The following is a 24768-nucleotide window of genomic DNA, read 5'->3' on the forward strand; positions in this document are numbered from 1 at the left end:
TCCTGCCTTATTTAAACTGTTTGAGGAAGCGTAAATCGTTTTCGAAGAAGGCGCGTAAATCCGTCACGCCGTAGCGCAGCATGGTCAGACGTTCCATCCCCATACCGAATGCAAAGCCGGAATACACTTCCGGATCAATGCCGACATTACGCAACACGTTTGGATGCACCATGCCGCATCCCAATACTTCAAGCCATTTGCCGTTTTTGCCCATCACATCCACTTCGGCGGAGGGTTCGGTAAACGGGAAGTAGGATGGGCGGAAACGCACCTGTAAATCTTCCTCAAAAAAGTTGCGCAGAAAATCATGCAGCGTTCCCTTCAGATTGGTGAAGCTGATGTTTTTATCCACGATCAGCCCTTCCATCTGGTGGAACATCGGGGTATGTGTCTGATCGTAATCGTTACGGTAGACACGCCCCGGGGCGATAATGCGGATCGGCGGCTGCTGTTTCTTCATCGTACGAATCTGTACACCGGATGTCTGTGTACGCAGCAGGCGGGTCGCATCGAACCAGAACGTGTCATGGTCAGCGCGCGCCGGGTGATGTCCGGGAATATTCAATGCATCGAAGTTATGATAGTCGTCTTCGATTTCCGGGCCTGATGCCACGGCAAATCCCAGTTCGCCAAAGAAGGTTTCAATGCGATCAATCGTGCGGGTAATCGGATGCAGACCACCGTTTTCCATCGTGCGGCCAGGCAGAGAGACATCGATGGTTTCCGCTGCCAGACGAGCATTCAGTTCAGCATTTTCCAGCGTTTGCTTACGCGCATTCAGCGCGTCCTGTACTTCCTGCTTCGCCTGATTGATCACTGCGCCCGCGGCAGGACGCTCTTCAGCAGGCAGCTCGCGCAGCGAGGTCATCTGAAGGGTTAAGTGACCTTTTTTGCCCAGAAACTCGACGCGCACATTTTCCAGTGCGGCGACGTCTCCAGCCTGTTCTATGGCTGCTCTGGCTTTAGCAACCAGTTCTGCGAGATGTTGCATTGCATTCCTCTTCTTCTGCCTGTATGGCCGACAATCATGATTGGAAAGATACGGTTTTCAGTGCGCCAAACGTAACTATGCCTACGAATTATGACTACGAATTAAGAAATCCGAACCAATAAAAAAGCCTCCACAGAGGAGGCTTAGGCGCTACTTTTCGTTTCTCTTCTTACGCGCAAAGCCCCCGATGTTCAGGCGCTAAAGTAAAAAAAGAAACGGAAAATAGCAGCGTTCATACTTGCGTTACCTTTTGCTGTCATTGCTGATGCGTTATTACTCTCTAAGCTGTTGACAATATACCAATTTCGCTCGTTCTGAAAGTCTTTCATCTACGATAGTGGAACATTTACGATAGTAGAACATTGTCGGCTTTCTCACGGCGGCAAAGACGAAAAGAGGGAGACTAGCTCCCTCTTCCATCTGACTTACGCCAGAGCTGATTTCGCTTTTTCAACCAGTGCGCTGAAAGCCACTTTGTCGAATACGGCGATGTCAGCCAGAATCTTACGGTCGATTTCAACAGAGGCTTTTTTCAGGCCATTGATGAATTTGCTGTAAGACAAGCCATTCTGGCGGGCTGCTGCATTGATACGTGCAATCCACAGCTGGCGGAACTGACGTTTACGCTGACGACGGTCACGGTAAGCGTACTGACCAGCTTTGATTACTGCCTGGAAGGCAACACGATAAACGCGCGAACGGGCACCGTAGTAACCTTTCGCTTGTTTCAGGATCTTTTTGTGACGTGCGCGAGCAACCACACCACGTTTTACGCGAGCCATATGCTCTCTCCTAAAGTCTTAATTCTGAGTTAAAAAAGTTACTTATGCGTAAGGCAGACATGCTACGACCAGGCCCAGATCGCCTTTGGAAACCATGGCTTTCGGACGCAGGTGACGCTTACGTTTAGTCGCTTTTTTGGTCAGAATATGACGCAGGTTAGCATGCTTACGCTTGAAACCACCGCTGGCGGTTTTTTTGAAGCGTTTAGCGGCGCCACGTACAGTTTTAATCTTTGGCATTGTTATTTCCACTTCGCATTGTTAAACAATGAATCAGATAAGGCGAACAAAAACCGCGCTACGCGAAGGCAGCGCGGACGTTGTTACTTGAATGCCTTACTGTTTCTTCTTCGGTGCCAGCACCATAATCATCTGACGTCCTTCGATCTTGGTTGGGAACGACTCGACGACAGATAATTCAGTCAGATCATCACGAATGCGGTTAAGCATTTCGATACCGATCTGTTGGTGCGCCATTTCACGACCACGGAAACGCAGTGTGATCTTGGCTTTGTCACCATCTTCCAGAAAGCGAACCAGGTTGCGTAGTTTGACCTGATAGTCGCCATCATCGGTACCAGGCCGGAATTTGATTTCCTTGACCTGAATAACTTTTTGCTTCTTCTTCTGTTCTTTAGTGGCCTTACTCTTCTCGTAAAGGAACTTGCCGTAATCCATGATTCGGCAAACCGGCGGTTCGGCGTTCGGGCTGATTTCAACTAAATCAACACCTGCTTCCTCAGCTTTCTCTAACGCTTCATTCAGGCTAACAATACCAATCTGTTCGCCATCAACGCCCGTCAGACGTACCTCTTGTGCGCGAATTTCTCTGTTGATGCGATTAGGACGCGCCGGTTGAACTCGTTTTCCGCCTTTAATACCTTATTCCTCCAACTGATGAAGACTACGGCTGCGAATCTCTTCTTGCAGCTTCGTGATTACTTCACTGACGTCCAAGCTTCCCAGATCTTTGCCGCGGCGGGTGCGAACAGCGACTTTTCCTGCTTCCACCTCTTTATCGCCACAAACAAGCATATAGGGAACACGCCGTAAAGTGTGCTCGCGGATTTTAAAGCCTATCTTCTCATTTCTCAAGTCCGCTTTAACGCGAATGCCCGCATCTTGCAATTTTCTTGTCAATTCGCTGACATAATCAGACTGGCTATCCGTAATATTCATGATAACAGCCTGAACCGGTGCCAACCAGGTCGGGAAGAAACCGGCAAACTCTTCGGTCAAAATCCCGATAAAACGCTCCATCGACCCGAGAATAGCCCGATGAATCATAACGGGGACCTGACGCTCGTTGTTTTCGCCGACATAGGATGCACTCAGACGGCCTGGCAACGAGAAGTCCAACTGTACCGTACCGCACTGCCAGGCGCGATCCAGACAGTCATGCAACGTAAATTCGATTTTCGGGCCGTAGAACGCGCCCTCACCCGGTTGATACTCAAACGGAATAGCGTTTTCAGTCAATGCAGCAGCAAGGTCTTCTTCCGCCCGGTCCCACATGTCATCACTGCCGATACGTTTTTCAGGACGCGTTGACAGTTTCACCACGATTTTCTCGAAACCGAAGGTGCTGTACATGTCGTAGACCATCTTGATGCAGCTGTTTACCTCGTCACGCACCTGCTCTTCGGTACAGAAGATATGGGCGTCATCCTGCGTAAAGCCGCGTACACGCATCAAACCATGCAGGGAACCTGACGGCTCATTACGATGGCAACTGCCGAACTCCGCCATACGCAACGGCAGGTCACGGTAGGATTTCAGCCCCTGATTGAAGATCTGTACATGGCCTGGGCAGTTCATCGGTTTGACACAATATTCACGGTTTTCAGACGACGTCGTGAACATGGCTTCTTTGTAGTTTTCCCAGTGCCCGGTTTTTTCCCACAGCACACGGTCCATCATGAACGGACCTTTAACTTCCTGATACTGGTATTCTTTGAGCTTCATGCGCACAAAGGCTTCCAGTTCACGGAAAATCGTCCAGCCATCGTTGTGCCAGAACACCATGCCCGGCGCTTCTTCCTGCATATGATACAGGTCTAGCTGCTTACCAATTTTACGGTGGTCACGTTTGGCCGCTTCTTCAAGGCGTTGCAGGTAGGCGCTTAACTGTTTCTTATCCGCCCAGGCGGTACCATAAATACGCTGCAGCATTTTATTTTTGCTGTCACCGCGCCAGTAGGCACCGGAGGTTTTCTGCAGTTTAAAGTGGTGACAGAAACGCATATTCGGTACGTGCGGGCCACGGCACATATCGATATATTCTTCATGATGGTAAAGCCCAGGGCGATCATCATGGCTGATATTCTCATCAAGAATCGCCACTTTATAGCTTTCGCCACGCGCCACAAACGTATCACGCGCTTCCTGCCAACTGACTTTTTTCTTAATAACGTCGTAGTCTTTGCCGGCCAGCTCATGCATCCGTTTTTCAAGCTGCTCCAGGTCTTCCTGTGTCAGCGTATGTTCCAGATCAACGTCATAGTAAAAACCGTTGTCGATGACCGGGCCAATCGCCATTTTGGTATCCGGCCACAATTGCTTGATAGCATGTCCCAGCAAGTGCGCACAGGAATGGCGAATAATTTCCATCCCCTCTTCGTCTTTGGCGGTGATGATGGCCAGCTGTGCGTCAGATTCAATCACATCAACCGCATCAACCAATTCACCATTAACGCGACCGGCAATACAAGCCTTCGCCAGGCCAGGGCCGATATCCAGCGCGACATCAAGAGGAGAAACGGCATGGTCATAATGACGCTGACTGCCGTCAGGAAGCGTAATAACAGGCATGTAAATTCCCTTATTTGCAGTGGTGAGCCACACGAAAGCCCACATACAAAAGATAATTGTGTTCGATATAGAAGGTCGGAGAGAAAGGATTTAACCCACAATTGTTAAATCAGTCCCATCCTGTTGACAGGCAACATGGTGACGGCCACCGCACGGTATAGCAGGTCAGCAAGATACGCCAATAATAGCCCGACGGCGTAGAGTAGCACCATGCTCCGGGCGATGCCACCTGTTGGGCCAAAACAGGCGGCAGATAATCGATAAATACCAAAGCATTCAGACGGAGTTGGGTACGTTCGACGGTATATCGCTACACATCGAACGCTTACCGTTCGGGGATCATATCCTTAAACAAGGTGTCCACTTCGCTTTCTTTAGTTTCAGGCAACACTGGCTGTTCAGCTATCGGTTCTACGCTCTGTGGCTCTGTTGCAGTTGCCGTTACCGGCACCAGCGCTTGCAGTAGTGCGATTTGCTGTTGCTGCTGTTCAACAATCTCATGCAACAATCTTATCTGCTCATTAGCCCGGACACTGGCACGATTGATAAAAAACCACACCAGGATCACCAGCAGTACAATCAATGCGACAAAAACGACTTCCAGCATGTCTGAAGCAAAACTACTCATGTCTAAAAACCTGTTACATAACCTGACTCAGGCGCGCATTCTAGCACTGTGCCGCCAGACAATTCGACAGTCATACCGCAATTCTCCGGCTGAAAAGCAGGTTCTGCCCATAAAAAAGCCTGTCACTGGGACAGGCTGATAGCCAGAGCGTAGTAACGTACCCTACTCTTTATCAGAACGGGTAACGTGTATCAGAAAGGGTAATCGTGGTAACCCATTTGATCAGAAATATTGCGCGCCGCAGTATGCAACATAGCCACATACTCATGCTTATTATCTTCTGAAAAACGAATCGTCGGGAAAGAAATACTCAGACCGGCAATCACTACGCCAAAACGGTCAAAGACCGGAACAGCGATACAGCGCAGCCCTTCTTCCTGTTCTTCGTTGTCTTCGCCGAACCCTTGCTGACGCACCAGATCAAGTTGTGGCAACAATTCTTCCGTACTACCGATAGTGTGCACGGTACTCCGCTTGAACTCGACATTCGACAGAATGCCTTTAACCTCTTCACGATCGCGCCAGGCCAACAATACCTTACCAATCGCGGTACTGTGCAGCGGGTTACGGCGGCCAATACGGGAATACATGCGCAGGTTGTACATAGAGTCAATTTTATGGATATAGACAATACTGTCTTCATCCAGCGCGCCGAGGTGGATAGTTTCGCGTGTTAATGCGGACAACTCACGCATTTGAATATCCGCACTGCGAATCAAGTCCACATTCTGTAATGCTTTCGCACCCAGTTCGAACAATTTCAACGTCAGTGAATATTTCTCTGACTCACCTTCCTGAGCAACATATCCCAGCGATTTCATCGTCTGCAGGAAGCGATAAACCGTACTTTTAGACATCATCACACGTTGTGATAGTTCAGTGATGCCAATTTCACGCTCTTCGCCTAATGCCTGCAAAATACCAAAAACCTTTAAGACTGACGACACGGAATCGGGTTGTTTATCTAAATCTGCAATAGCCATTTTTTTGGTTACCCTACTCAGTATTTTTGTTTTAAAAAAAATAGAACACTTGTTTTAGTATAAAGGGAACGCTCTGAATATGGCAATCAGGCATTACTATAACAGACAACATGATTAAATATTGCCCACTGCAATAGTACTGCCGGATTAATAATCTTATTGTAAAGCGAAAAAAACCGCGCCCTTGGTGGGCACGGTTGCAGGTACTGTTAATGCCAGACAGAATCAGGCACTTTGGCCAGATAGAGCGCCGGTTTACCATCGACATCCGACGTAAACAGAATTTGTTTATCGTCCGGTGTGAATGATGGATGCGGATGCGTCACCTGACGGTCGCCTTCCAGTACTTCCCATGACGTATTGTGTTGTGCAACCTGGAAATGTTTCCCAGTCTTCATGTTGAACACATACAGGAAAGGATCGTTTTCAATCTTGTAGCCACCGTCATCTTTCACGTCTACAGGGGCGTTGCAGCCATCCCCGACCATTAACGTGCCATCATAGTTACTCATCAGATGCGAACACGGTGGCATTTCTGTCAGCTGACGGTTTTCCAACGTAACGGGGTCAACACTGCAAATAAAGCGGTTAGTACTGCCTTTCAGATAAGAAACATAAGCCAGTGCAGAGCCATTCGGCACCCAGAATTCATGAGTACAGCTTTCACCTGGCGCATGCTCTTTCACTTTGCGCATGTTGGTGCCATCTTCATTGATAAACCACATGCGGGCATCTACCAGGTCATGCGGGCCTTCGTGACAGAAAGCGACCGTATTATCGTCGCCAGGACGGTAAATCGGGTGACCCAGCCATTGTTTTTCCTGCAAAATAGTCGTGGCTTCACCGGTTTTAAGATCGATACGAATGAGGCGGCAGCATGGGTTGGTGAAATAGAACTCCTGGAATTTTTTCCAATCAGTCAACGGCTTCCAGTCTTCTTTTTTAATCTCGATTCCCACCATCTTGGTGCAATCGGAGTTGGCGACCCAGGTACCGTATCCGACCCAGTCATCCGGTACCTGATAGATATTGGTTTCTTCCAGTGTGTTAAGATCAACGCGCATCAGGTTACGGACATTCTTCACATAATACAGCGCGTCATCGTTCGGAGACAGGAAGCCGCCAAAGGTATTGTCGCCAGTACCTTCGGTCAGTTGAGTAGCCTGCTGAGTTTTCAGGTCTAACAAATAATAGTTCCACGGCCCATCAAATGCCCCACCAAACAGCAGTTTGCTACCATCATTGGAAAAACACTTCTGGTAGAAGTAGTTGCGGTGGCAAATGACATCGGGAGGGGTGAGACGCACCACTTCGGTGCCGGTGACTGAGTCCTGGTAGGTATGGAACGTAAAAGAAAGCTTTTTACCTTTGGCCATCCGTAAATCCTTAGCGCTTATCGTGAAAAATCAGACGCCGCCAGGTGAAAGAACCTGTCACTCCGGCAAATCGCCTTGTTATACCGGTATTGTAGAAACAATGTTTCAATTTTCCGTGATCATGGTTTTATTTTATAAAACATTCTTTCGCTTTCCACTGACTGTTTGCGTTTGCGCAAGATTATTTTGCCAGACAGGACGTCGGATAAGACGGCGGTACACGGGCTGATTACCAGAATAAATATCCTCCGGCATAGCCGGAGGTTTTTCATATGCGCCTATAAGGCTCTGTTACCAGCCGCGCCCTAACAGGCGCATCGCAATCTGACATTTGCATCCAAATCCGTTACTTACGGCCCGTAAACGGGCTACCTGGATACGGGATTGATAACTGCTCGCCCAGTTTATCCTGCTCCAGTTGGTGCTTTATGTAGTCCCGGATCTTCGATGTATTTTTACCCACCGTATCTACATAATACCCTCGGCACCAAAACTCCCTGTTCCTATATTTGAATTTCAGATCACCAAATTGTTCATAGAGCATCAGGCTACTTTTGCCTTTCAGATACCCCATGAAGCTCGATACACTCATCTTCGGCGGGATCTCCACAAGCATATGTATGTGATCAGCACAGCACTCTGCTTCCAGAATCTGCACATTTTTCCATTCACACAGCTTTCTTAAGATACTCCCTACTACACGCCGTTTCTCACCGTAGAAGACCTGTCTTCGGTATTTGGGTGCGAAAACTATGTGATATTTACAGTTCCAGCGAGTGTGCGCTAAGCTCTTTTCGTCCCCCATTGGGACCCCCTTTTGATTTCTTGTTTGACCATTGCAGTTGCCAGACCGCAAGGTGTTTTAACAAATCAAAAGGGGTTTTTATATCCGCCCCAAAGCTGGAAGCTTTACGGAACCCCCAGCCTAGCTGGGGGTTTTCTATAGACAAAAAACAAAGGCCCTACAGGGCCTTTGTACATAAAACGCACTCATTGAACACGTGCACGTTGATTAGTGCACACGGATTATTTGAGATACTCACCAGAGCGCAACGCCTCAATACGTTTGTCCAGCGGCGGATGCGACATGAACAATTCGCTAAGAGACTTGGACTTACCGTTGATGCAGAATGCCATCATGCTACTGGCCTCCTGCGGTTCATAGCTGGTTTTCAGGCGCTGTAACGCAGCAATCATTTTCTCGCGGCCAACCAGTTTCGCCGAACCGGCATCAGCATGGAATTCACGATAGCGGGAGAACCACATGGTGATGATGCTGGCCAAAATACCAAACACCAGTTCCAGCACCATGGAAACGGCCATATAAACCAGTGGGTTACCGTTACCACTCTCTTCGCCATCGTCACGGTTACCAGAAAGGAAACCGGTAACAATTTGCGCAATGATGCGTGAGATAAAAATAACGAAGGTATTCACTACACCTTGTACCAACGTCATCGTGACCATGTCACCGTTAGCGATGTGACTGATTTCATGAGCAATAACCGCTTCTGCCTCGTCACGGCTCATATTCTGCAGTAACCCGGTGCTAACCGCGACCAACGAACTGTCGCGACGCGCGCCTGTCGCAAATGCATTGATATCGGGAGCATGATAGATAGCAACCTGTGGCATGGCGATACCCGCCTGCTGAGACTGCATCCGCACGGTATCCAGTAACCAGCGCTCGGTTTCATCACGGGGCTGTTCAATCACCTCACCGCCGACGGAGCGCAGCGCCATCCATTTAGACATCAGCAGCGAAATAATCGACCCGCCGAAACCAAACACACCGGCCATGATAATCAAGCCCGCCATGCTGTTGTGCTGGACTCCCGTCAGGCTGAGTACCAGCCCGAATACCACCATCACCGCCAGGTTGGTGAGCAGGAAAAGCGCAATACGCATCATATAATTAAGATTTCCTCTTTCAGCAAAAGCAACAAAAGTGTTTGCAACAACCACATCGTATGGACTGCTTCGTCATTTTCAAGCATCCATAACCTTTATGTTACCAAATTAACATAACTTTACACTTTTACTCAGGCTTAATTTGGGTAAAACAAGGAAGTTGCATGCTCAGTGCATGAATTATCTCTAGGTCTTATTTGGGAAGGATGTCTGGCAGGACGTATAGTTTGCGTTCAACCTCAGTCAGATGAGTGTCAGACTGATGCGCAAATGGTGATGTAAGTAAATATAACGGATGTCATAGTGGAGGAATGTTCACCCTGTCAAGATCCCCCGCCCTAGCCCACCATCGATGCTAAAACGGCATGGTTAATGGCAGCAATACAGAGACTGTCTGCCGCTTTCGCACTGAACCATACTGGTGACAAAAAATGCCCCGGCCTTATTCGCAATTCGCTGACAGGCCGATTCGGCTACATAGCCTGATGACGCATCAACCCAGAGGCGTATCCTCCAGATCGAGCAATTTCTCGAACTCCGCTGCCGGCATCGGCCGACCAAACAGATAGCCCTGAGCCTGCTCACACCCTTTATTAAGCAGTCTTTCACATTGATCCTGCGTTTCCACACCTTCGGCAATCACATCCAGACCAAAGCTTTTTCCTAAATACAGAATAGCACGGACAATTGCCGCATCAGGTGCCGACTCACACATGGCACGCACGAAGGTCTGATCGATTTTAAGCCGGGTAACCGGGTAATGTTTCAACATACTGAGTGACGCATAGCCCGTGCCATAATCGTCAAACGCGATGCCAATACCGCTATTACGCAACTCATTGAGCGGCTTCATCATATTTTCGTCATGTCGCAATATGATGTTCTCTGTGATTTCCAGCTCCAGCGCACTGGGTTGCAGGCCGGTTTGCGCCAGCACATCCCTGATTTTCTGCGCCAACATGCCTGAGCGAAACTGCGCTGCAAACAAATTGATGCTGATCCGGAAATTTTTTGCCCCGGCACGGCACCAGTCGGAGGCCTGCTGACAGGCTGAGCGCACAACCCAATCGCCAATACGTTCCGCCCAGGGTCCACGCTCCAGCGCTGACATAAATGCCGCCGGGCCCAACAGCCCTTTATAGGGGTGACGCCAGCGTAGTAACGCCTCCGCTCCCACAATCTTGTTATTGACCAGATTGACCTGAGGTTGATAGAACACCTCAAACTCCTCCTGCTCATACGCCCGGATAAACTCCAGTTGAAAGGCATGACGAGCCTGAAAGACTTCTCTCAACTCACGGGTAAAGAAACGATAGCAGTTTCGTCCGTCGGCTTTCGCCTGGTACAACGCCAGGTCAGCACTGGTCAGCAAGTCCTGCACAGTGGTTCCATGTGCCGGGTACATGACTAACCCAATACTGGCGCTGGTGTTGATTTGTTTGTCGTCAACGGGAACGGCTTGCGAAATATCATGGATAATTTTTTCCGCCAGTCTCGCGACCTGTTCTTCATCGCTCTGGTTTGGCAACAATATCGCGAACTCATCGCCCCCCATACGGGCGACCAGATCGCCGGAATGAGCGTTGTCCTGCAGTCTTCTTGCCACGCTGGCCAAAATTTCATCACCGCTGGCATGACCGAGGCTGTCATTGATATCTTTAAAGCCATCCAGATCAATAATCATGATGGCGGCGGGTTCACCGTTTTTTAGCACCTGATCCAGCGTGGACGTCAGCAAGGTACGATTCGCCAGACCGGTAAGCGGGTCACGGTGCGCCTGCAAAAAGAGCCGCTCCTCGTAACGCTGCCTTTCCGTCACATCACGCAGGATGATGCCATAACGTGTCTGGTTATGATCCCGCCACATGGATACCGTCAACTCGGTTGATATCAACGTACCGGACAGCGCACGGGTCTCCAACTCGATTGAACTGCCTTTAAAAATTGCGGTTTTGTCCGTCGCCAGATGGTGCAACTGCACAACGAACATATCGGGGACGATGATGCTGATGTGCTCACCAATAATCTGGTCGCGGTTGTATTCCAGCATTTTTTCCGCAGATTCATTCCAGAAGGTGATAGTCCCTCTGTCGTTGACGCACAAAATGGCGTCCGATGACGACTCGGCAATGCTCTCAAAACGGGCCTGGCTGGCCCGGCGCGCTAAATCCAGCCGCCGCATTTCCAGTTTGTCCATCACCAGCGCGGCAAAATCCTGCAAGTTGTGCGCATCACGGGCGCTAAGAGAAGAACGGGGTTTGTTGTCGATGATGCACAACACACCGATCGGAAAGCCACTTGGTGTCCGAAGTGGAATACCGGCATAAAAACGGATGTGCGGTTCGCCAGTGACCAGAGGGTTATCTCTGAAGCGAGGGTCTTTGTGCGTATCGGGGATCACCATGATCCGTTTCTTGAGAATCGCATGAGCACAGAAGGATTCGTCTCTGGAGGTTTCGCATATCGGCATGCCTATACTGGCAGCAAACAGCTGTCGTTCTTCTTCTACCAGCGAAATCAACACGATAGGGACGTTAAAAACGTTAGCCGCCAAGTTGATCAGATTATCAAAACCAGGATCAGACAGCGGTTTACTAATGCCGTACTCTCTTAACGCCGCAAGTCGGCTTTTCTCATCTTTATTTGCTGGGGCTCGACTCATGGGGGTTCCCCTCACATTATCCATTGTTTTTTCTGTCAGAAAAAATTGTAGCCTGTTGCCGCGACGGCACTTACCGTAACTTTTCACGCAAAAAAAATCATCGACGAATAATATCCATCGATATCTTTCGATTAAATTTAAAACGATAACTGGCTACTATCCCTCTTTGCTCTGTCTCTTCCCCATACCAGGGAACTCATCGTTCATGCAAATTATCGGGCAGCGCCAACAGAATAGCAAAATGCCGACGAGGAGGAAGACCCTGTTTCCAACATTTTCAGAGATTCTCTGCTTTTAATAAAAATAGCGATAAACGCAAGTGGTTAATTATCCTAATAGATCGTTATTCCCAATCATCAACCAAAACTTGATAACTTATCGCTATAAATGTTTATTGTCGGTAACTTTCCATAGCCAACCAATCACCGGATATTTTTTCTCCGAACGGTTAAATACTGGAAAAGACTTTTTCTTTAAGGGAATCGACGTACAAAATCAAAATAACAATTAGCTGACTGATGATATATCAACCTCAGTTTCTATTCTGACTCGATGCCAAAACGAGCAACAAAACAAACCACTATTCGTCTTCTGGCGTTATAACAACCAAATTTCGACAATGAATTCGGATAAAAAGCATCAAAAACGAGAAGAGAATGTAAAGTGATGGTTTAAAATTGATAGCACAAAAAAGCGAAAGAGGGAAAAAGCGGGGTGTAATAACCACAAAACTAGTAAGGCCTACAGGGGAATACATCAGAGAGGCCGCACGAATCGTACATCGCTAAAGATAAAAAAAACCTCACGGAAGCCTGACCACCGTGAGGTTTGGTGCGATGTCGCCATCGGTTACATGTTGTTGATGATATCCTGAGCGAATTCGCTACATTTACGCAGCGTCGCGCCTTCCATCAGACGTTCGAAGTCATAGGTGACCGTCTTGTTCCTGATAGCGCCTTCCATCCCTTTCACGATCAGGTCAGCGGCTTCAAACCACTGCAGGTGGCGCAGCATCATCTCAGCAGACAAAATAACCGAACCTGGGTTCACTTTGTCCTGGCCGGCATACTTCGGTGCCGTACCGTGAGTCGCTTCAAACAGTGCACATTCGTCACCAATGTTAGCCCCCGGAGCGATACCAATCCCGCCGACCTGCGCTGCCAGCGCATCAGAAATATAGTCACCGTTAAGGTTCATACAAGCGATGACATCATATTCAGCCGGACGCAGCAGGATCTGCTGCAGGAAGGCATCAGCAATCACATCTTTAACGATGATATCTTTGCCGGTTTTCGGGTTCTTGATTTTCACCCACGGCCCACCGTCAATCAGTTCGCCGCCGAATTCTTCGCGAGCCAACTGGTAACCCCAGTCTTTGAACGCGCCTTCGGTGAACTTCATGATGTTGCCTTTGTGCACCAGCGTGACAGAATCGCGATCATTGGTGATAGCGTATTCAATAGCAGCACGAACCAGACGCTTGGTCCCAGCTTCGGAACACGGTTTTATACCGATACCACACTGCTGCGGGAAACGGATTTTCTTCACACCCATTTCGTCTTGCAGGAACTTGATGACTTTGTCCGCTTCAGGTGTGCCAGCTTTCCACTCGATACCGGCATAAATGTCTTCAGCGTTTTCACGGAAGATGACCATGTCAGTCAGTTCGGGTTGTTTCACCGGGCTCGGCGTACCTTCATAGTAACGAACCGGACGCAGACAGACGTACAAATCCAGTTGCTGACGCAGTGCCACGTTTAAAGAACGGATACCACCACCTACCGGCGTAGTCAGCGGCCCTTTGATAGCAACGCGATATTCGCGGATCAGATCCAGCGTTTCATCTGGCAACCAAACATCTTGACCATACACCTGAGTGGATTTCTCACCGGTGTAAATTTCCATCCAGGAAATTTTGCGCTTACCCTGATAGGCTTTGTTTACCGCGGCATCGACAACGTTAATCATGGCTGGCGTAACATCAACACCGATACCGTCACCTTCGATGAACGGAATGATCGGATTAGCAGGCACGACCAGTTTACCCTGGGCGTCAACCGTGATTTTTTGCCCTTCTGCCGGTACAACTACTTTACTTTCCATTAACCTCTCCTTCGAGCGCCATTTTGTTAATGACTTGTAAGATGCGTGTCAATACTACTTGAATATTTAGCCTGAGCCAATCACAAACCATTTCGAGTATAATGTTTTTGTCATTCACAGCCAGTAATAAGATGAATAAATTCCCTGTTAGAAATCACCAACTTAAACGATTCAGCTCTCGACCAAAAAAAAATGAGCCTGTCGTCGTCACCCAAAGGCGCATCGTCTTGCTCAATAAACCGTTCGATGTGCTTTCTCAGTTTACCGATGAAGGCGGTCGAGCCACGCTGAAAGACTACGTTCCCTTTCGCGATATCTACGCTGCCGGGCGACTCGATCGGGACAGCGAAGGCCTGCTCATCCTGACTAATGACGGTAAATTGCAGGCACGGCTGACCCAACCCGGCAAGCAGACCCCCAAAATTTACTATGCCCAGGTCGAAGGCATTCCCGATGAAGACGCGTTGCGTGCCTTTCGCACCGGTTTGGTGTTAAACGATGGCCCTACACTGCCTGCGGGCGCAGAACGTGTGGATGAACCCGCCTGGCTGTGGCCACGCCAGCCACCTATCCGCGAACGTAAAAACATTCCGGTGAGCTGGCTAAAAATCACACTCTACGAAGGCCGTAATCGCCAGGTAAGACGGATGACGGCGCATATCGGCTATCCGACACTGCGTTTGATTCGCTACAGTATGGCTAACCACACTCTTGATGGATTACTCCCCGGCGACTGGAAGGAGATTGATCATGTTTAAACCGCATGTAACCGTGGCCTGTGTTGTTCAGGCAGAAGGCCATTTTCTGGTGGTGGAAGAAGAAATCAACCATCGTCGGCTATGGAACCAACCAGCAGGGCACCTGGAAGCAGACGAAACGCTGATTCAGGCAGCTCAACGGGAGCTGTTCGAAGAAACCGGCATCCGAGCCATGCCACAACATTTTCTGCAACTTCACCAATGGATCGCACCAGATAGCACCCCTTTTCTGCGCTTTAGCTTCACGATTGATCTACCCGAACGGCTCCCAACCACGCCGCACGATAGCGACATCCTTTGTTGCCACTGGTTGAAGCCGGAAGAGATTCTTCAGGCATCGTGTTTGCGCTCGCCATTGGTGGCCGCCAGCCTGCATTGTTATCAGCACGGCCAGCGTTATCCGCTGAGCCTGTTGGAAGCATTTAACTGGCCATTTCCCATCCCTGCCTGATATCTTCCGGTTCGCCGTTTAGCCAGCGGCGAACCCGTTCCACCTGAAAGCCGATTTTCAGGTATCGCGCTATCAGGTCAATGACGCGCAAGAAAATGTGTGATCACGATAAATGTGTTAACCTATTGCGCTTGTTTTTCGCTTTAACGCTTTACACCACCTCACTGAGTTTGAGTTCGCGAGATGTCCATGTCAGATAACAGCCAGAAAAAAGTCATTGTCGGTATGTCCGGCGGTGTTGACTCATCGGTATCCGCCTATCTGTTGCAACAGCAAGGGTATCAGGTGGAAGGCCTGTTCATGAAAAACTGGGAAGAGGATGACGACACGGAGTATTGCTCCGCCGCCACCGACCTGGCCGATGCGCAAGCGGTCTGCGACAAGTTAGGCATAACGCTGCACACCGTGAATTTCGCCGCCGAATACTGGGACAATGTTTTTGAGCATTTTCTGGCGGAATACCGTGCAGGTCGCACGCCTAACCCGGATATTCTGTGCAACAAAGAAATCAAATTCAAAGCCTTCCTGGAGTTTGCAGCCGAAGATTTAGGTGCCGACTACATTGCTACCGGCCATTATGTCCGCCGCCAGGATATCGACGGTAAAAGCCGTCTGCTGCGTGGTCTGGATGGCAACAAAGACCAGAGCTATTTCCTTTATACCCTGAGTCACCAGCAGGTGGCACAAAGTCTGTTCCCGGTGGGTGAGCTGGAAAAACCTGAAGTGCGGAAAATCGCCGAGCAGTTGGACCTGGCAACCGCCAGGAAAAAAGACTCGACCGGCATCTGTTTTATTGGCGAGCGCAAGTTCCGTGACTTCCTGGCTCGTTACCTGCCAGCCCAACCTGGCCCTATCTTATCTGTAGACGACGGTAAGGTGATGGGTGAGCATCAGGGGTTGATGTACCACACGCTGGGGCAACGCAAAGGTCTCGGCATTGGTGGCGTTAAAGAAGGCGGCGATGACCCGTGGTACGTGGTTGATAAAGATGTTGCCAGCAACGTGTTGTACGTCGCGCAAGGGCACGAACATCCTCGCCTGATGTCCGTTGGCTTGATTGCCCAACAACTCCACTGGGTTGACCGCGAACCGCTGAGCGCACCGCTGCGTTGCACGGTAAAAACCCGCTATCGTCAGGCAGATATCCCTTGTTTGCTGACACCGCTGGATGCAGACCGTATCGAAGTCCGCTTTGACGAACCGGTCGCCGCTGTCACGCCGGGCCAGTCCGCTGTGTTCTATCAGGGTGAAATCTGCCTTGGTGGCGGCATCATCGAAGAACGCCTGCGTATGGTGCCATAACCGGTTCACACCGCATTTGACCAGAGGAGCTTCAACGCTTCTCTGGTTTTCTCCTGATTTTTCTCTTCGTCTTTCCCTTTTTCTTTCCTGTTCGCTGTCCTTTTTGTTACATCACTGATGCGTTTTGCCACTCATCCCTTCCCTCTCCCTTCTGCACCTGATGACGTCAAATAAAACACCGCGTTGGCACCTTTTTCGTTGTCATGACACTAAACTTTGAAGTACCGAACGATCAGGATGACCGATTTGCAACCCGTGCTGGGTTTTGCCGGGTTGATACTGGGTTCATCTTGATTTTTATGGCATGATCATCGCCTTTTTAGGCTGTGTGAGCGAAAAAGCTGGAGATGTACGCCAGTTTTTGGCTTTTTTTCTGGGAAAAATTGGCCGTGCAGTCAGTATCGCCATTCCGGACCCACACAGCGGCCAGATGATGTTGACAGGAGTAATTGTGGCTAAAAATTATCATGACATTACGCTGGCAATGGCAGGAATCTGCCAGTCTGCTTATTTGGTGCAGCAACTCGCGCATCAAGGCAGTTGCAATACGGATGCATTAAAAACGTCACTGAAAAGTATCATGAATATTAACCCATCCAGTACGATGGATGTGTTTGGCAACGCGGAACAGCATCTGAAAATGGGTCTGGAAACGCTGCTGGGGATCCTCAACTCGTCACGCGAAGGTCTGGGCGCTGAGTTATCGCGCTATACGTTTAGCCTGATGGTGCTGGAGCGCCGACTGAACAATAACCGGGCCGCGCTGGACGAATTAGGCAACCGTATCAATCAGTTGGACAGACAACTGGAACATTATGACCTGCTCTCAGACACGTTTATTAACGTACTCGCCGGTATTTACGTGGATGTCATCAGCAAACTGGGCCCGCGTATTCAGGTAACCGGTGCGCAAGATGTGCTAAAAAGCCCGCAAGTTCAGGCGAAGGTACGTGCTGTACTGCTGGCGGGTATCCGTGCTGCCGTACTGTGGCAGCAAGTGGGCGGTAGTCGACTACAGTTGATGTTCTCCCGTAGCAAACTGGTACGCCACGCACAAGAGATACTGAGCCGCTGCCACCACTACCCCTGACAGAAACACCACCTCATTGATGGTGGCTGCTTATTCCGGTTCAGCCACCGTCATGAGATACTAGTCATCAGACGATGCTGTTTGTCATGCGCTGTTGTTACGATGCGCGGTTATTTGCCATGAAACGCGATTCGTCATGCGATAGGATGGCGATAATCTATGTTATTTATTTGAAAACAATCCCAGGAGTTGCTTGCGATGGAATTATCCTCACTGACCGCCGTTTCCCCCATTGATGGACGCTACGGCGATAAAGTCAGCATGTTGCGCACTATTTTCAGCGAATACGGTTTGCTGAAATTCCGTGTGCAGGTTGAAGTACGTTGGCTGCAAAAACTGGCGGCCTGTGCAGAAATCAAGGAAGTTCCTGCATTTGATGCCGACGCAAACGCTTTCCTTGACAAGATTGTCGCTGAATTTAGCGAAGAAGACGCCGCGCGCATTAAAACTATCGAACGTACCACCAACCATGACGTCAAAGCGGTGGAGTATTTCCTGAAGGAAAAAGTGGCGGCGGTTCCGGCTCTGCACGCCGTGAATGAATTCATCCACTTCGCCTGCACGTCTGAAGATATCAACAACCTGTCCCATGCCCTGATGCTGGATGCCGCTCGTCGTGACGTCTTGCTGCCGTTCTGGCGTAATATCATCGATGCCATCAAGCAACTGGCGCAGCAGTACCGCGATATCCCACTGTTGTCCCGTACCCACGGGCAGCCCGCCACACCGTCGACTATCGGTAAAGAATTTGCCAACGTCGCCTACCGTATGGAACGTCAGTTCCGCCAACTGCAGCAGGTGGAAATCCTGGGCAAAATCAACGGTGCTGTCGGGAACTATAACGCCCACATGGTGGCGTACCCGGCGGTTGACTGGCACCAGTTTAGCGAAAGCTTCGTCACCTCACTGGGTATTCAGTGGAACCCCTACACCACACAGATCGAACCGCATGACTATATCGCCGAAATGTTCGATTGCATCGCCCGTTTCAACACCATTCTGATCGACTTTGACCGCGATGTGTGGGGCTACGTGGCCCTTAACCATTTCAAACAGAAAACCATCGCCGGTGAAATTGGCTCTTCTACCATGCCGCACAAAGTTAACCCGATCGACTTCGAGAACTCCGAGGGTAATCTGGGGCTGGCTAACGCAGTAATGGGCCATCTTGCCAGCAAATTGCCGGTATCACGCTGGCAGCGTGACCTGACCGATTCAACGGTACTGCGTAATCTCGGCGTGGGCGTAGGCTATGCCGTTATCGCTTATCAGGCATCCCTGAAAGGCATCAGCAAGCTAGAGGTCAATCGCGACCACCTGCTGGATGAACTGGATCACAACTGGGAAGTACTGGCTGAGCCAATTCAAACGGTAATGCGTCGTTACGGTATCGAAAAACCATACGAGAAACTCAAAGAACTGACCCGTGGCAAGCGAGTAGACGCGGAAGGCATGAAGGCGTTTATCGACGGGCTGGCGCTGCCGGACGATGAAAAAACGCGTCTTAAGGCATTAACACCGGCCAATTACATCGGTCGTGCCATCAAACTGGTTGACGAGCTTTAACCTTATTTCGGGCGACATCACCGTCGCCCGACCTATTTCCTGCCCCACCGTTTAGCCCCAGTTGAGCACGATTGTGGATAATGCTGACGTACCTTACATGTATAAGGTATTTTTGTCGTTGGCTATCCTAAATGACGGTAAACGCGTCGGTCAGCACAGCAAGACCTGTACAACGCGTTAACAGTTCTCTAAGTTTGGATAATTCACTAAGTTTGGATCGTTCTCATCAGGCAATGGACCGAGGAAAACCGTCATGCGTATTCTTGTGATTGAAGATAATGTTCTGTTACGCCATCACCTGAATGTCCAGTTAAATGAAATGGGACACCAGGTTGATGCAGCGGCGGACGCAAAAGAAGCGGATTATTTCCTTCAGGAACACGCGCCAGACATCGCGATTGTCGACTTGGGATTGCCGGTAGAAGATGGCACCAGCCTGATCCGCCGCTGGCGTTCGCATCAGGTCAAATTGCCAATTTTGGTTCTCACCGCTCGGGAAAGCTGGCAGGAAAAAGTCGCGGTTCTGGAAGCGGGTGCGGATGATTACGTCACCAAGCCGTTTCACATTGAGGAAGTCGTCGCACGCATGCAGGCGCTGATGCGTCGCAATAGCGGCCTGGCCTCTCAAATTATCAGTCTGCCGCCCTTTGAAGTGGACCTGTCACGTCGCGAATTGCTGGTGCATGGCGAGCCGGTCAAGCTCACCGCGTTTGAATATACCATCGTCGAAACGCTTATCCGCAACAACGGTAAGGTGGTCAGCAAAGAATCGCTGATGCTGCAACTCTATCCCGACGCGGAGTTGCGGGAAAGTCATACCATCGACGTATTAATGGGACGGCTGCGCAAGAAACTGCAATCTGCCAACTCCCATGATGTGATTACCACCGTTCGCGGGCAGGGTTACCGCTTCGATATCTAATTATTCTGGACGGCAAGTTGAGAAAATCTCATTTTTCGCTGCGTTTTCGCTTTCTGATTTCGACCGCTGCGGTAGTACTGGCACTCACACTCTCCTACGGTATTGTCGCGGTCGTGGGATACAGCGTGAGTTTTGACAAGACGTCATTCCGCTTGCTGCGCGGCGAAAGCAACCTGTTTTATAGCCTGGCGCAGTGGCATGACAATCAACTTACCATCGCAACACCGCCTGAAATCGATATTAACTACCCTACGCTGGTGTTTATCTACGATAAACACGGCCACCTATTGTGGCGGGAACGCGCCGTTCCGGAGCTGGAATCCCAGATAAAACCTGAATGGCTGGAAAAAACGGATTACCACGAACTGGACGCCGACTCCAATACCAGTAATGCCGTCTTACAAGGCAGCAGCCCGCAAATGCTGGATAAGTTGCACGCCTACAGTTCTGAAGACAAAACACCGTTCACCCATTCCATCGCCGTCAACGTTTACCCCGCCTCTGAGCGTTTACCTAAACTGGTTATCGTAGTGGTAGACAGGGTACCGCAGGAACTGCAACAGGCGGATGTGGTGTGGGAGTGGTTCCGTTACGTGTTTATCGCTCATCTGGTGTTGGTTCTGCCGTTATTGTGGCTGGCAGCCCACTGGAGTCTGCGGCCGATTAAGCATCTGGTGCATCAGATAAGCGAACTGGAAAGCGGTTCCCGCGAGCACCTGGACGAAAATCCACCACGCGAGTTAAACAGTCTGGTGCGAAATCTCAATACCCTGTTGAGCAATGAGCGCCAGCGTTATCACAAATATCGAACGACCTTGACCGACCTGACCCACAGTCTGAAAACGCCGCTGGCGGTGCTGCAGACCACGTTACGCTCGTTACGCACCGGTAAAGAGCTAACCATCGAACAAGCCGAGCCTATCATGCTGACGCAAATCAGCCGTATCTCGCAGCAAATCGGCTATTACCTGCACCGCGCCAGCGTGCGAACCGAACACCTCACTATCATTCGGGAAGTACACTCCGTGCCGGCACAGCTCGATGCGCTCTGCTCCGCGCTGAATAAGGTGTACCAACGTAAAGGTGTTGTGCTGACCATGGACATTGCCCCCGAGCTGACTTTTATTGGCGAGAAAAACGACTTTATGGAAGTCATGGGCAATATTCTCGACAACGCCTGTAAGTATTGTCTGGAGTTCGTTGAAATCAGCGCCCGCTATTCCGGCCAAAAACTGCATCTGGTCGTTGATGATGACGGCCCTGGTATTCCTGACAGCAAGCGCGAAGTCATTTTCCAGCGCGGGCAACGGGCGGACACATTGCGCCCGGGGCAAGGCATTGGGCTATCCGTTGCCGCAGAAATCATCGAGCAATATCAGGGCGAAATCCTTATCGGTTCCAGCGCGCTTGGTGGTGCCAAAGTCGAAGCGATTTTCGGTCAGCAACACCTCGGCCAGAATGATAATTAATGCACTCTGCTGCGAATCACCTACACTGTAGTGAGTGGTACGGTTGTCATTAACCTTGTTATTAACATCAACCTTATTATTAGCATCGCGGTTAGCGACAACCCCCATCGCTATTGCCTGCGGTCGAGCGCATCGACCGCGCTTTTCAGCCTGCCATCTCATCTGTGAATAAAGGGCAAACACCATCACGGCGACTTCGTTATAATCGTCGATAGCTCCCTGTTACTGGAAATGCGTTATGGACTACCAACTTAATCTTGACTGGCAGGACTTCCTGACACACCACTGGCAAAAAAAGCCGGTAATCATCAAAGCCGGTTTTCCTCATTTTCTTGATCCCATTAGCCCGGACGAATTAGCGGGACTTGCGATGGAAAACGAGGTAGACAGCCGTCTGGTCAGCCATCGCGATGGCCGCTGGGATGTCAGCCACGGCCCGTTTGAAAGCTATGACCATCTGGGAGAAAGCAACTGGTCTTTACTGGTACAAGCCGTCGACCACTGGCATGAGCCTTCTGCCGCCTTGATGCGCCCTTTCCGTCAGTTGCCTGACTGGCGTATTGACGACCTGATGATTTCATTCTCGGTGCCCGGCGGCGGCGTCGGCCCGCACCTTGACCAATACGATGTGTTCATTATTCAGGGCACCGGACGTCGTCGTTGGCGCGTTGGCGACAAGGTGCCGATGAAACAGCATTGCCCACATCCTGACTTGCTGCAAGTCGCACCGTTCGACGCTATTATTGATGAAGAAATGGCACCCGGCGATATTCTCTATATTCCGCCGGGTTTTCCGCACGAAGGTTATTCACTGGAAAACTCGCTCAACTACTCGGTGGGGTTCCGTGCCCCCAGTTCCCGCGAGCTGGTCAGTGGTTTTGCCGACTATGTGTTGTCCCGCGAACTGGGTGGCCAACGCTACAGTGACCCGGATATTCCTTCTCGCGCCCATCCAGCCGACGTGTTACCGCAGGAGCTGGATAAACTTCAGCACATGATGCTGGAACTGGTGCAGCACAAAGACGCTTTTCATCAATGGTTCGGCGAATTTGCATCCCAGTCACGGCATGAACTGGATTTGGCACCGCCGGAGCCGCCTTACCAGCCAGGCGAAGTATACGACCTGTTACAGCAGGGCGAGGCATTGCGCCGTCTTGGCGGATTGCGGGTATTGCGTATTGGCGAAACCTGTTTCGTCAACGGCGAGCGGCTGGAGAACCACCCACCGCAGGCGATCGCCGCCCTGGCACAATATGACGTGCTGAACATCGGGCGATTTGGCGACACGCTGGACGATCCGTCTTTCCTTGCCCAGTTGACCGCTCTGGTTAACAGCGGTTACTGGTACTTTGTTGACTGACTATCGTTGACTGACTATCGTTGGCTGACTATCGTTGGCTGATTATTGCTCTGCCATCTAAAACACAGAAGACGCCAAACGGCGTCTTCTGTGTTAGTAGCTTAAGACCTAAACCATCAGGCTTTTACTGACGCGCTCTCAGTGCTGGTTTGTCGGCTCCTGGCGCGTAATGCCGTCAGTTCGGCGATACGCATAATCACCGCCACAGCGCTTTCCATCCCTTCCAGCGTCACAAATTCATGCTTACCGTGAGCATTGTAGCCACCCGTAAACAGATTAGGGCACGGCAAGCCGCGGAAAGATAACTGAGCGCCATCCGTACCGCCGCGAATCGGTTGCATCAGCGGCGTAATCCCGCAATCACGCATGGCCTGCTGCGCCAGCGCGATGATATGGGGATGCTGCTCCACTTGTTCACGCATGTTGTAGTAGCTATCGGTGATCGTGACTTCGATATAACAATCCGGGTGCAGGCCCTTACCCACTTTTTCCGCGATATCCAGCAGCGTTTTCTTGCGCCGCTCGAAGCTATCACGCTCAAAGTCCCGAATGCTGTAGTGCAGTTCGGCCCGTTCTACCGTCCCTTTTGCGCTATTGAGGTGATAAAAACCCTGATAGCCTTCGGTCTGCTCTGGCGTCTCATCAGCTGGTACGAGTTGGTGAAACCGTGTCGCCAGTGACAACGCATTGACCATCACCCCTTTTGCCCAGCCCGGATGGACGTTGTTACCGACAATCTTCACGACAGCCGATGCGGCATTGAAGTTTTCATACTCCAATTCCCCCACACCACCGCCATCTACCGTATAGGCCCATTCCGCCCGGAATGCATCGACATCAAAGTGCTGGGCACCTTTACCGACTTCTTCATCCGGCGTGAAGGCAATACGAATCTCACCATGTGGGATTTGGCGTTTCTTTAGCCGAACCAGTGCGGTCATGATCTCCGCAATGCCGGCTTTATCATCCGCCCCTAACAGCGTTTTGCCATCAGTCGTAATCAATGTCTGGCCGAGCAGATGATGCAGCACCGGGAACATTACCGGTGACAAGACTTCATCACCCATACCCAGCGCGATATCACCGCCACGGTAATTCTCGACAATCTGTGGATTAACATGTTTGCCGCTAAAATCCGGTGAGGTATCCATATGGGCGATAAACCCCACCACCGGCACAGGCCAGGCAACATTAGCGGGTAATGTCGCCATCACACAGCCATGCTTGGTGACCGATACCTGTTCCAGTCCCAGTTCAATTAATTCTTGTTGCAGCGCCTGCGCCAGCTTCAATTGCCCTTCCGTACTCGGCACCTGCCGAACACCCGGTCGGGATTGGGTATCAAACGCAACGTAATTCAAAAAACGATCAAGTAATTTTTCCATCATCACCCCCTCCGATGGATTACAGGTTTCATTATGTAGAGGGTGCCTGTACCACATATTGCGTCAGGTCAGTTTTTATTGGTTTTCCGCCCGGCACCGCCGCCTTACACCGCCCATAACGCCGGGCAGCGCGTCAGCCCCCATGCCAGACACGCCAGGAACACCTACAAGGAGTTAATAAACAGACAACATCTCAAGACAGGCGGCAGACTTACCGC

At 50.4% G+C, this 24768-nt stretch carries 23 protein-coding genes and 1 other annotated feature; of the genes, 8 read left to right on the plus strand and 15 right to left on the minus strand.

Annotated elements, in window-relative coordinates; all coding sequences use genetic code 11:
* Positions 1–7: 7 nt before the first annotated feature.
* The 13 genes from pheS to icd form a co-directional block, all read right to left on the minus strand.
* On the minus strand, positions 8–991 hold the full coding sequence (pheS, locus tag LF929_RS11055; protein ID WP_012884624.1) for a phenylalanine--tRNA ligase subunit alpha: 984 nt from the start codon (positions 989–991) through the stop codon (positions 8–10).
* Positions 992–1108: 117 nt separating this feature from the next.
* Positions 1109–1233, minus strand: a sequence feature (Phe leader region).
* Entirely contained in the window at positions 1183–1227 is a 45-nt protein-coding gene (gene pheM / locus LF929_RS11060; RefSeq protein ID WP_106120997.1) for a pheST operon leader peptide PheM, read from the minus strand. (Overlaps the previous feature by 45 nt.)
* Before the next feature lie 183 nt (positions 1234–1416).
* The gene (gene rplT / locus LF929_RS11065; protein WP_012769671.1) at positions 1417–1773 is read right to left on the minus strand and encodes a 50S ribosomal protein L20; all 357 of its coding nucleotides are present in this window, start codon (positions 1771–1773) and stop codon (positions 1417–1419) included.
* Positions 1774–1815: 42 nt separating this feature from the next.
* On the minus strand, positions 1816–2013 hold the full coding sequence (rpmI, locus tag LF929_RS11070) for a 50S ribosomal protein L35 (RefSeq protein WP_016941461.1): 198 nt from the start codon (positions 2011–2013) through the stop codon (positions 1816–1818).
* A 96-nt stretch (positions 2014–2109) separates the two neighbouring features.
* On the minus strand, positions 2110–2652 hold the full coding sequence (infC, locus tag LF929_RS11075; protein WP_071526205.1) for a translation initiation factor IF-3: 543 nt from the start codon (positions 2650–2652) through the stop codon (positions 2110–2112).
* A 3-nt stretch (positions 2653–2655) separates the two neighbouring features.
* Positions 2656–4584 (minus strand): threonine--tRNA ligase, encoded by a 1929-nt coding sequence (gene thrS, locus LF929_RS11080; RefSeq protein ID WP_019845552.1) that lies wholly within the window; start codon positions 4582–4584, stop codon positions 2656–2658.
* Between the two features lie 325 nt (positions 4585–4909).
* Positions 4910–5212 (minus strand): YebO family protein, encoded by a 303-nt coding sequence (locus LF929_RS11085; RefSeq protein ID WP_226093382.1) that lies wholly within the window; start codon positions 5210–5212, stop codon positions 4910–4912.
* A 191-nt stretch (positions 5213–5403) separates the two neighbouring features.
* A complete protein-coding gene (gene kdgR / locus LF929_RS11090) occupies positions 5404–6195 on the minus strand; it encodes a DNA-binding transcriptional regulator KdgR (RefSeq protein ID WP_016941465.1) in 792 nt (263 codons plus the stop codon).
* 209 nt (positions 6196–6404) lie between these two features.
* A complete protein-coding gene (gene ogl, locus LF929_RS11095) occupies positions 6405–7571 on the minus strand; it encodes an oligogalacturonate lyase (protein ID WP_226093381.1) in 1167 nt (388 codons plus the stop codon).
* Between the two features lie 346 nt (positions 7572–7917).
* The gene (gene tnpA, locus LF929_RS11100) at positions 7918–8376 is read right to left on the minus strand and encodes an IS200/IS605-like element IS1541D family transposase (protein ID WP_033570971.1); all 459 of its coding nucleotides are present in this window, start codon (positions 8374–8376) and stop codon (positions 7918–7920) included.
* A 221-nt stretch (positions 8377–8597) separates the two neighbouring features.
* Positions 8598–9482: a protease HtpX gene (htpX, locus tag LF929_RS11105; protein WP_038904242.1), complete on the minus strand. Its 885-nt coding sequence runs from the start codon at positions 9480–9482 to the stop codon at positions 8598–8600.
* A 493-nt stretch (positions 9483–9975) separates the two neighbouring features.
* Entirely contained in the window at positions 9976–12144 is a 2169-nt protein-coding gene (locus LF929_RS11110) for an EAL domain-containing protein (protein WP_210176999.1), read from the minus strand.
* Positions 12145–12993: 849 nt separating this feature from the next.
* The gene (icd, locus tag LF929_RS11115; RefSeq protein WP_038904238.1) at positions 12994–14247 is read right to left on the minus strand and encodes an NADP-dependent isocitrate dehydrogenase; all 1254 of its coding nucleotides are present in this window, start codon (positions 14245–14247) and stop codon (positions 12994–12996) included.
* 131 nt (positions 14248–14378) lie between these two features.
* Here icd and rluE point away from each other — a divergent pair, with 131 nt between their 5' ends.
* The 3 genes from rluE to mnmA all read left to right on the plus strand — a co-directional run bounded on the left by rluE (position 14379) and on the right by mnmA (position 16758).
* Positions 14379–15005 carry a 23S rRNA pseudouridine(2457) synthase RluE gene (gene rluE / locus LF929_RS11120; protein ID WP_038906330.1) on the plus strand — a complete coding sequence of 209 codons (627 nt, stop codon included), beginning with the start codon at positions 14379–14381 and terminating at the stop codon, positions 15003–15005.
* Positions 14998–15456: an NUDIX hydrolase gene (locus LF929_RS11125; protein ID WP_016941471.1), complete on the plus strand. Its 459-nt coding sequence runs from the start codon at positions 14998–15000 to the stop codon at positions 15454–15456. The genes rluE and LF929_RS11125 overlap by 8 nt, the downstream gene beginning before the upstream one ends.
* Before the next feature lie 189 nt (positions 15457–15645).
* The gene (gene mnmA, locus LF929_RS11130) at positions 15646–16758 is read left to right on the plus strand and encodes a tRNA 2-thiouridine(34) synthase MnmA (protein ID WP_016941472.1); all 1113 of its coding nucleotides are present in this window, start codon (positions 15646–15648) and stop codon (positions 16756–16758) included.
* A gap of 5 nt (positions 16759–16763) precedes the next feature.
* On the opposite strand, the gene LF929_RS11135 is transcribed toward mnmA, so the two are convergent.
* Positions 16764–16889, minus strand: coding sequence for a hypothetical protein (locus tag LF929_RS11135; RefSeq protein ID WP_264085036.1), 126 nt, complete (start codon positions 16887–16889; stop codon positions 16764–16766).
* A gap of 320 nt (positions 16890–17209) precedes the next feature.
* On the opposite strand from LF929_RS11135, the gene hflD reads away from it, so the two are divergent.
* The 5 genes from hflD to LF929_RS11160 all read left to right on the plus strand — a co-directional run bounded on the left by hflD (position 17210) and on the right by LF929_RS11160 (position 23165).
* On the plus strand, positions 17210–17848 hold the full coding sequence (gene hflD / locus LF929_RS11140) for a high frequency lysogenization protein HflD (RefSeq protein WP_038906329.1): 639 nt from the start codon (positions 17210–17212) through the stop codon (positions 17846–17848).
* A 198-nt stretch (positions 17849–18046) separates the two neighbouring features.
* A complete protein-coding gene (gene purB, locus LF929_RS11145; protein ID WP_016941474.1) occupies positions 18047–19414 on the plus strand; it encodes an adenylosuccinate lyase in 1368 nt (455 codons plus the stop codon).
* Positions 19415–19667: 253 nt separating this feature from the next.
* Positions 19668–20336: a two-component system response regulator PhoP gene (gene phoP, locus LF929_RS11150; RefSeq protein WP_038907846.1), complete on the plus strand. Its 669-nt coding sequence runs from the start codon at positions 19668–19670 to the stop codon at positions 20334–20336.
* 17 nt (positions 20337–20353) lie between these two features.
* Positions 20354–21805 carry a two-component system sensor histidine kinase PhoQ gene (gene phoQ / locus LF929_RS11155; protein WP_028085619.1) on the plus strand — a complete coding sequence of 484 codons (1452 nt, stop codon included), beginning with the start codon at positions 20354–20356 and terminating at the stop codon, positions 21803–21805.
* Between the two features lie 238 nt (positions 21806–22043).
* Positions 22044–23165, plus strand: a complete 1122-nt coding sequence (locus LF929_RS11160; protein ID WP_016941476.1) for a cupin domain-containing protein — start codon at positions 22044–22046, stop codon at positions 23163–23165.
* Between the two features lie 116 nt (positions 23166–23281).
* Here the strand turns inward: LF929_RS11160 and pepT are convergent, their stop codons facing one another.
* A complete protein-coding gene (pepT, locus tag LF929_RS11165) occupies positions 23282–24550 on the minus strand; it encodes a peptidase T (RefSeq protein WP_226093554.1) in 1269 nt (422 codons plus the stop codon).
* Positions 24551–24768: the final 218 nt, after the last annotated feature.

The organism is Dickeya oryzae (assembly GCF_020406815.2).
Classification (GTDB): Bacteria; Pseudomonadota; Gammaproteobacteria; order Enterobacterales; family Enterobacteriaceae; genus Dickeya; species Dickeya oryzae.

What these genes read in the sequence shown, in the direction of transcription:
- pheS (WP_012884624.1), bottom strand. Translation starts at nt 991, where the DNA reads ATGCAACATCTCGCAGAACTGGTTGCTAAAGCCAGAGCAGCCATAGAA.
- rplT (WP_012769671.1), bottom strand. Translation starts at nt 1,773, where the DNA reads ATGGCTCGCGTAAAACGTGGTGTGGTTGCTCGCGCACGTCACAAAAAG.
- rpmI (WP_016941461.1), bottom strand. Translation starts at nt 2,013, where the DNA reads ATGCCAAAGATTAAAACTGTACGTGGCGCCGCTAAACGCTTCAAAAAA.
- thrS (WP_019845552.1), bottom strand. Translation starts at nt 4,584, where the DNA reads ATGCCTGTTATTACGCTTCCTGACGGCAGTCAGCGTCATTATGACCAT.
- LF929_RS11085 (WP_226093382.1), bottom strand. Translation starts at nt 5,212, where the DNA reads ATGAGTAGTTTTGCTTCAGACATGCTGGAAGTCGTTTTTGTCGCATTG.
- kdgR (WP_016941465.1), bottom strand. Translation starts at nt 6,195, where the DNA reads ATGGCTATTGCAGATTTAGATAAACAACCCGATTCCGTGTCGTCAGTC.
- ogl (WP_226093381.1), bottom strand. Translation starts at nt 7,571, where the DNA reads ATGGCCAAAGGTAAAAAGCTTTCTTTTACGTTCCATACCTACCAGGAC.
- tnpA (WP_033570971.1), bottom strand. Translation starts at nt 8,376, where the DNA reads ATGGGGGACGAAAAGAGCTTAGCGCACACTCGCTGGAACTGTAAATAT.
- htpX (WP_038904242.1), bottom strand. Translation starts at nt 9,482, where the DNA reads ATGATGCGTATTGCGCTTTTCCTGCTCACCAACCTGGCGGTGATGGTG.
- LF929_RS11110 (WP_210176999.1), bottom strand. Translation starts at nt 12,144, where the DNA reads ATGAGTCGAGCCCCAGCAAATAAAGATGAGAAAAGCCGACTTGCGGCG.
- icd (WP_038904238.1), bottom strand. Translation starts at nt 14,247, where the DNA reads ATGGAAAGTAAAGTAGTTGTACCGGCAGAAGGGCAAAAAATCACGGTT.
- rluE (WP_038906330.1), top strand. Translation starts at nt 14,379, where the DNA reads ATGAATAAATTCCCTGTTAGAAATCACCAACTTAAACGATTCAGCTCT.
- LF929_RS11125 (WP_016941471.1), top strand. Translation starts at nt 14,998, where the DNA reads ATGTTTAAACCGCATGTAACCGTGGCCTGTGTTGTTCAGGCAGAAGGC.
- mnmA (WP_016941472.1), top strand. Translation starts at nt 15,646, where the DNA reads ATGTCAGATAACAGCCAGAAAAAAGTCATTGTCGGTATGTCCGGCGGT.
- purB (WP_016941474.1), top strand. Translation starts at nt 18,047, where the DNA reads ATGGAATTATCCTCACTGACCGCCGTTTCCCCCATTGATGGACGCTAC.
- phoP (WP_038907846.1), top strand. Translation starts at nt 19,668, where the DNA reads ATGCGTATTCTTGTGATTGAAGATAATGTTCTGTTACGCCATCACCTG.
- LF929_RS11160 (WP_016941476.1), top strand. Translation starts at nt 22,044, where the DNA reads ATGGACTACCAACTTAATCTTGACTGGCAGGACTTCCTGACACACCAC.
- pepT (WP_226093554.1), bottom strand. Translation starts at nt 24,550, where the DNA reads ATGGAAAAATTACTTGATCGTTTTTTGAATTACGTTGCGTTTGATACC.